At 73.1% G+C, this 6,822-nt stretch carries 6 protein-coding genes; 1 reads left to right on the top strand and 5 read right to left on the bottom strand.

Annotated features, from left to right (window positions below):
• Window positions 1–31 precede the first annotated feature (31 nt).
• The 5 genes from ACWGPF_RS17395 to ACWGPF_RS17375 are packed head-to-tail and all read right to left on the bottom strand — an operon-like array spanning window position 32 to window position 5,257.
• Window positions 32–1,333, bottom strand: coding sequence for a GNAT family N-acetyltransferase (locus ACWGPF_RS17395; protein WP_452333983.1), 1,302 nt, complete (start codon window positions 1,331–1,333; stop codon window positions 32–34).
• A 9-nt stretch (window positions 1,334–1,342) separates the two neighbouring features.
• On the bottom strand, window positions 1,343–2,425 hold the full coding sequence (locus ACWGPF_RS17390; RefSeq protein ID WP_452333982.1) for an ABC transporter ATP-binding protein: 1,083 nt from the start codon (window positions 2,423–2,425) through the stop codon (window positions 1,343–1,345).
• On the bottom strand, window positions 2,422–3,222 hold the full coding sequence (locus ACWGPF_RS17385; RefSeq protein ID WP_452333981.1) for an ABC transporter permease: 801 nt from the start codon (window positions 3,220–3,222) through the stop codon (window positions 2,422–2,424). The genes ACWGPF_RS17390 and ACWGPF_RS17385 overlap by 4 nt, the downstream gene beginning before the upstream one ends.
• Window positions 3,219–4,133: an ABC transporter permease gene (locus ACWGPF_RS17380; RefSeq protein ID WP_452333980.1), complete on the bottom strand. Its 915-nt coding sequence runs from the start codon at window positions 4,131–4,133 to the stop codon at window positions 3,219–3,221. The genes ACWGPF_RS17385 and ACWGPF_RS17380 overlap by 4 nt, the downstream gene beginning before the upstream one ends.
• Window positions 4,130–5,257, bottom strand: a complete 1,128-nt coding sequence (locus tag ACWGPF_RS17375; RefSeq protein ID WP_452333979.1) for an ABC transporter substrate-binding protein — start codon at window positions 5,255–5,257, stop codon at window positions 4,130–4,132. The genes ACWGPF_RS17380 and ACWGPF_RS17375 overlap by 4 nt, the downstream gene beginning before the upstream one ends.
• 272 nt (window positions 5,258–5,529) lie before the next feature.
• On the opposite strand from ACWGPF_RS17375, the gene ACWGPF_RS17370 reads away from it, so the two are divergent.
• Window positions 5,530–6,771, top strand: a complete 1,242-nt coding sequence (locus tag ACWGPF_RS17370; RefSeq protein ID WP_452333978.1) for an acyl-CoA dehydrogenase family protein — start codon at window positions 5,530–5,532, stop codon at window positions 6,769–6,771.
• Window positions 6,772–6,822: the final 51 nt, after the last annotated feature.

Genomic DNA, 6,822 nt, shown 5'->3' with positions numbered 1-6,822 from the left:
GGCCACCCCTCGGGGTGGCCGGCCGCTTCTGTCAGTACCAGATGCCGAGCGCGGGAGGCTGCGCAGGGCGCAGCGCGAGATCGAGCGCCGCGGCGACATCGGGCGATCCCGCCCCCCAGCCGGCCGCGAGCAGACCCGTCAGCGGCACGCCGCCCAGGTAGGCGGCCGACAGCTGCGCGACATCGAGCCGCAGGTCGGGTTCGGCCGTCGTGCGCTCCACGTGCGCGCGGCCGTCCGCTCCGATCTCGACCCGCCATGCCCCGCTCGCGAGGTCGAGCGGATCCGTCAGGGCGATCGTCGCGGCCGCCGCGGCCGAGTAGGTGCGCGCCGTGAGCGCGCGCGGCACGTCGAGGATGCGCAGCCATCCGTGATCGCGGATGGTCTGGACGGCCCCGCGTTCGTCGTGCACGAGCCAGCGCACGGGGTCGTCGATCGGCCGGAGCTGCGCCGTCACCTCGCCCACCAGGTCGTGCTGCACGGCGAAGCGCCAGAGAGCCGCCGTCGCATCCGCCGTGTCCGCGAAGAGCATGCGGATGGCGAGCCTGGCTCCGGCGAAATCCCCGTCGCTCTCGAAGACGCGGTACGCCATGGCGCCGCGGACACCGCCGTCGGCGTCGACGACGCGCACGCCGCGCACGTGGTCGCCGTCCTTGTCGTCGATCGTCAGGCCCGCCGCCTGCTGCCAGCGGCGGGGCCATCCGGGCAGCTGCCCCGCGCGCTGCGTGCGCGCCCGCTCGTGCACCGCGCCGAGGTCGGCGGCGAGCTGCTCGCGCGACACGAACTCGATGCGCCCCGACGGCTCGTATCCGGCCCAGCCGGCACGGCGCGTGTCGATGGTCCACGAGCTCATGGGCACGGCGGAGCCGAAGCCGTACCGGCCGTAGATCGTCGTCTCGCTGACGGTCAGGCCGGCCATCGCCACGCCCGCCGCCGCGGCCGACCGCAGCTCGCCCTCGAGCATGGCCCGCGCGATGCCGCGTCGACGGTGCGTCCCCGCGACCGTCACGCCGCTGATCGCCCAGGTGTCGAGCTCTCCACCGGGAACGGTGAGCGGCGTGATCCACGAGTCGACCGTCGCGACCGGCACGTCGTGCTGCGCCGATGCCGCGTCGAAGACGCCCGTGAAGCGCCGGTACCCGAGCGCCTCGCGCTGCTCTTCGGACGACGTCTCGGAGACCTCGGGGCCGAGGAACCCGCGGGAGACGGCCTGGATGGTGCGCTGGAACGCCGCGCTGTCGGCCGCGTCGATCGCGCGGTAGTCGAGCCCCGCGTGGGCGAGCCTGTCGTGGGAGGTCCGGTCGGCGGGGATGTCGCGTGCGTCGAGGGTGCTCACCCTCTCACCCTATGCGGGCCGCACGACCACCGGCACGGGCTCGATGGCGAGCGTCACCCGCTCGTCGAACGCCAGGCGCTCGGACGCGGCGTGCTGCACGTGCAGCAGCGCCGCGCCGTCCGTCGTCGGCACCCGCACGACCGAGCGGCGCACGCTGCCGAGGAACGTCGACTCGACGACGGTCCCCGCGACGGGGCCGCCCAGTCGCACGTTCTCGGGACGGATGAAGGCCTCGGCCGCGCCGTCTGCGGCCTCGCCGACCACGGGCAGCACGGTGCCGAGCACCGTCGCGTGCCCGCCCGCCACGACAGCGGGCACGATCGACGACAGGCCGACGAACGCCGCCACGTGCGGCGTCGCGGGCCGCAGGTAGAGGTCCTCGGGTGAACCGACCTGGTCGATGCGCCCGGCGTCCATGACGGCGATGCGGTCGGAGACGGCGAGCGCCTCCTCCTGGTCGTGCGTGACGAACACCGTGGTGATGCCCAGGCGCAGCTGCAGCCGCCGGATCTCGTCGCGCAGCTGAACGCGCACCTTCGCGTCGAGCGCCGAGAGCGGCTCGTCGAGCAGCAGCACGCGCGGCTCCGTGACGATCGCGCGCGCGAGGGCGACGCGCTGCTGCTGCCCGCCGGAGAGCTGGTGAGGGTACCGGTCGGCGAGGTGCGCGAGGCCCACGAGCGCGAGGGCGTCGGACGCCCGGGACGCCGTCGCCCGCTTCTCGACGCGACGGCGCTCGAGCCCGAACGCCGTGTTCTGCCGCACCGTGAGGTGCGGGAAGAGCGAGTACGCCTGGAACACCATCCCGAGGTCGCGCTTGTTCGTCGGCACGGCCGAGACGTCGGCGCCGCCGATCCGCACGACGCCGCCCGTGGCCTGCTCGAGCCCGGCGAGGATGCGCAGCAGGGTCGTCTTGCCGCAGCCCGACGGCCCGAGGAGCGAGAGGAACTCCCCGGGGCGCACGTCGAGGTCGACGCCGTGGAGGACGCGTGTCGCGCCGTACTCCTTCACGACCCCCTCGAAGGCGACGGGAACGCCCTCTCCGCGGGCGGAGAGCACGGCGTTCTCCTCGGTCTCGATGGTGTCGAGGGTCATGAGCGGGCCTTTCCGGAGCGGGCGCGGCCGGCGAGGCCGATGACGACGAGCAGGGCGAACGCGAAGACGAGCGAGAGCAGCGAGAGGATGACGGGCGCCCACGGATCCTGCTTCCCGACGACGACGAGCGCCGTCTGCAGGTTCTGCCGCCCCAGGATGGAGGCGATCGTGTACTCCCCCAGGACGACGGCGATCGAGATGAGCGACGCGGCGAGCAGCCCCTGCCTGAGGTTGGGGGCGATGACGCGGAGCAGCGTCGTCGTCCATCCGGAGCCGAGCGTCCGCGCGGCCTCCGAGAGCGTGGGGAGGTCGACGGCGTCGACCGACGCCTGGATGGCGCGGTACGCGAAGGGCAGCACGGTGATGCCGTAGGCGAAGGCGAGCGTCCACACGCCCGTGCCGACCGCGCGACCGATCGACTGGTAGATCGGCGCGAGCCCCACGACGACCACGATCGCCGGGATCGAGATCGGCAGGAGCACGACGAACTCGAAGATCCGCCGCAGACGCGGGAACCGCAGGTTCACGAGCACGACCGTGGGCGCCACGAGCACGAGGACGATGCCGACCGTCACCGCCGCGAGCGCGGCCGAGTTCGCGAGCCCCGTCCAGATCGGCCGGTAGGTCGACGCCTGCGCGGGGTCGAGCAGCGCCGCCCAGTGCACGGCGGAGTACCCGTCGCCGTCCCGCAGCGAGTACTCGACCATGGAGACGAGGGGGATGGCGAAGACGGCGAGGATGGCGAGGCCGATGGTCCAGCGCACGGCGACGCGCGGAGCGAAGGACGCCGCGCTCATCGCTGCCACCTCGCCGCCCTGCCCTGGATGGCGGAGTACCCCCACATGCAGACGGAGACGACGACGATCATCCCGAGCGCGAGCGCCCCGGCGAGGTTCTCCCGACCGAGCACGGTCTCGCTCGTGAGCGCGGCGCGGATCTGCAGCGGGACGATCTGCGCCCCCTGGCTCGCGAGCGCGGCGGCGGTGGCGTACGAGGAGAAGGCGTTCGCGAAGAGCAGGAGCAGGCTCGCGAGGAAGGCGGGCGCGAGCACGGGGATCGCGATGAGCCGCCAGAAGCCGAGGCGCGTTCCGCCCAGCGTGAGGTTGGCCTCCGCCCACGCGGGCTTGAGCGCCGTCATCGCCGGCATGAACGTGATGATCATGAGCGGCACCTGGAAGTACGTGTAGACCGGCACGAGACCCGGCAGCGCATAGAGCCAGTTGCCGCCCGCGTGGATGTCGACGCCCGTGGCATCCAGGATGAGCGAGGTCACGAGGCCCTGGGCCCCGAGCGTGGCGATGAAGGCGAACGCGAGCATGACGCCGCCGAACTGCGCGAGCACGCTCGCCGCGGCGTCGACGGCGACCCGCACCCGACCGCCCTCGGGCAGCCCCAGCATGGCGTAGCACGCGAGGGCGCCGACGACCGCTCCGACCACGGCCGTCAGGGCGGAGAGCCACAGCGAGTTGCCGAACGTGCGCAGGATGGTCGGCTCGGCGAGACCGGCGAGGTTGTCGAGCGTGAACGCCCCCTCGCCGTCGACGAACCCCGTGCCGAGCGCGATCCCGGTCGGGACGAGCAGGAAGACGATGACGTAGACGGCGAACGGCACGAGGCCGATCGCGGCGGGATCGAGGCGGCGGCGCGCACGGGCGCGAGGCGCCGGCGGGATGGCCGGCGCCTCGCGCTCGAGCAGGGCGGTCGTCACTCGACGGCCGAGGCCCACGACTCGCCGAGCAGCGTGCCGGCGTCGGCCGACTGCTGCTCGGTCGGGACGACCGTCTCGGCGGGCGACTCGGGGAGCGCGGCGTAGAGCTCCTCGTCGATCGTGCCGGCTGCCGCCATGGCGTCCGCGCGGACGGGACGCGCGCCGCCCTTCAGCCACAGGTTCTGCACCTCGTCGCTGTAGAGGAACTCCTGCCACAGCCGCGCGGCGGCGGGGTGCGGGGCATCCGCGTAGATGGCCTGGTTGTAGTAGCCCGCGTACCCGGTGCCGTCGAGCACGACCGTCTTCCAGTCCGGGTTCTCCGCGCCGTGCGCGGCGTTGAGGTAGTCCCAGTCGAAGACGACCGGCGTCTCGCCGGACGCCACCGTGGCCGACGTGACGTCGACCTTCAGCAGGTTGCCCGCGGCGTTGAGCTCCGAGAAGAAGTCGATGCCGGGCTGGAAGTCGTCGAGCGTGCCGCCCGACTGCACGGTCGCGAGTCCGACGGCGGCGAACGCGGCGCCCGCCTGCGTCGGATCGCCGTTGATCGCGACGGACCCTGCGAAGTCGGAGCCCAGCAGGTCGTCGAGCGACGTGGGCTCGTCGAACTGCGCGGAGTCGTAGCCGATCGACATGTACCCGCCGTAGTCGCCGACGAAGAGGCCGTCGGGGTGCTTCAGCTCCTCGGGGATGTCGTCCCACGTCTCGACCTGGTACGGGGCGAACGCGTCGGTGTTCTGGAGCGCGACCGTGAGGCCGAGGTCGAACACGTCGGGAGCCGTGTCGAGGCCGGCGTTCGCCTCGGCGGCCTGGATCTCCTCGGCGCTCGAGACGTCGGGCGACTGCTCCTCGATCGCGATCTCGGGGTAGCGCTCGGCGAACAGGTCGAGGATCTCGCCGTAGTTCGCCCAGTCGCGCGGCAGGGCGATGACGTTGAGCGCGCCCTCCGCCTTGGCCGCCTCCTCGAGCGCTTCGAACGAGCCGAAGTCGTCCAGGCTCGTCGCGGCCGCGGCTTCGACGCCGTCCGACGCCTCGGCGTCGGACGAGGCGGCGGAGGCGCAGCCCGCGAGGGCGAGGGACGAGACGGCCAGCAGGCCGAGCGAGGCGAACACGTGACGACGTGACATGGGAGATCCTCCGGTGCGGATGGGACGGCGCGCTCGGGCGACGCGCACGACCCGCGAAGCTACGCGGGCGCGGTGACGGCCGGGGCCCCGCGCGGTGTCGTGTCGCGAGCGCTCCGGTGTCTGCGCGGTGAACGCGCCATCCGATCGGTGCCCATCACGATCGCCGATCGCGCCGGCAATCCCGCGTCATCCTGGCGCGCACCGGCTCGTCCGCTGCTTCACTGTTCGGCACCGCCGCTCATCGGCACCCGCCCGCGAAAGGAGCACTCACGATGACCCTCATCGCCCCCGACCCCACGACGCACCGACACCCCGCCTGGGCCGACACGCCGCGCGACGCCACCGGATGGATCGCCCGCGCCCGCGAGGTCGCCGCCGTCCTCGCCGCCGACGCGCTCGCGCGCGACCGGGCCGGCGCGCCGCCCGGTGCCGAGGTCGGCCTGCTCAAGGAGAGCGGCCTCGTCACCCTGCTCGGACCCGCCGCGCACGGCGGCGGCGGACAGACCTGGGAGACCGCGTACCGCGTCATCCGCGAGATCGCGCGCGGCGACGGCTCGATCGGGCAGCTCCTCGGCTACCACTACCTGTGGGCGTGGGCCGTGCGCCTCGTCGGAACGGATGCCCAGATCGCCGCGGTCGAGCAGCTCTACACCGAGGGCCGGCTCCTGTTCGGCGGCGCCGTCAACCCCCGCGACGCCGACCTCGTCGTCACGGAGGACGGCGACGAGCTGGTCTTCTCGGGACGCAAGTCGTTCTCGACGGGCGGCGTCGTCTCCGACCTCACGGTGCTCGAGGGCGTGCTCCAGGGGACGGACACGCACATCTTCGCCATCGTGCCGACCGACCAGGAGGGCATCGTGTTCGCCCGCGACTGGGACAACCTCGGCCAGCGGCTCACGGAGTCGGGCTCGGTCGAGATCCGCGACGTCCGCGTCGACTGGAGCGGCGCAGCGGGCTTCGTCGACAGGGTGTTCCAGCCCCTCGTCTACAACACCCTGAACGTCCCGGCGATCCAGCTCGTGTTCGCGAACTTCTACCTCGGGATCGCGCAGGGCGCCCTCGACCAGGCCGCCGGCTACACCCGCGAGCACAGCAGGGCATGGCCCTACGGCGGTGACGACAAGGAGCGCGCCGTCGACGAGTGGTACGTGCTGGAGGGGTACGGCCAGATCCAGTCGAAGCTGTGGGCCGACGAAGCGCTCGTCGACGCCGCCGGAGCCGAGATCTCCGCCGCCCTGCACGCGCCGCGGGAGGAGCTCACGCCGGAGCGTCGCGGTCGCATCGCCGCCCGCATCGCCGCCGCGAAGCTGCGCATCGCGGAGGACGGGCTGGAGGCGGCGACGAAGGTGTTCGAGCTGACGGGGGCGCGGGCGACCGCGAACGCCGTCGGGCTCGACATCCACTGGCGGAACCTGCGCACGCACACGCTGCACGACCCGATCCCCTACAAGAAGCGGGAGGTGGGCGAGTACGCCCTGCTCGGCAAGGATCCCGAGCCGACCTGGTACACCTGATCCTCCTCGGGCCCGCGGGGGGGGGGGGGGGCGGGTGCGACCGGGGTACTG

Source organism: Microbacterium sp. NPDC055683 (assembly GCF_053617895.1).
Note: the sequence above shows the minus strand (reverse complement) of the source record. Positions and strands in the feature narration are given on the sequence as shown.

Excerpts from the sequence above, each read along its gene's own strand:
- ACWGPF_RS17390 (WP_452333982.1), bottom strand. The coding sequence starts at position 2,425 with ATGACCCTCGACACCATCGAGACCGAGGAGAACGCCGTGCTCTCCGCC.
- ACWGPF_RS17385 (WP_452333981.1), bottom strand. The coding sequence starts at position 3,222 with ATGAGCGCGGCGTCCTTCGCTCCGCGCGTCGCCGTGCGCTGGACCATC.
- ACWGPF_RS17375 (WP_452333979.1), bottom strand. The coding sequence starts at position 5,257 with ATGTCACGTCGTCACGTGTTCGCCTCGCTCGGCCTGCTGGCCGTCTCG.
- ACWGPF_RS17370 (WP_452333978.1), top strand. The coding sequence starts at position 5,530 with ATGACCCTCATCGCCCCCGACCCCACGACGCACCGACACCCCGCCTGG.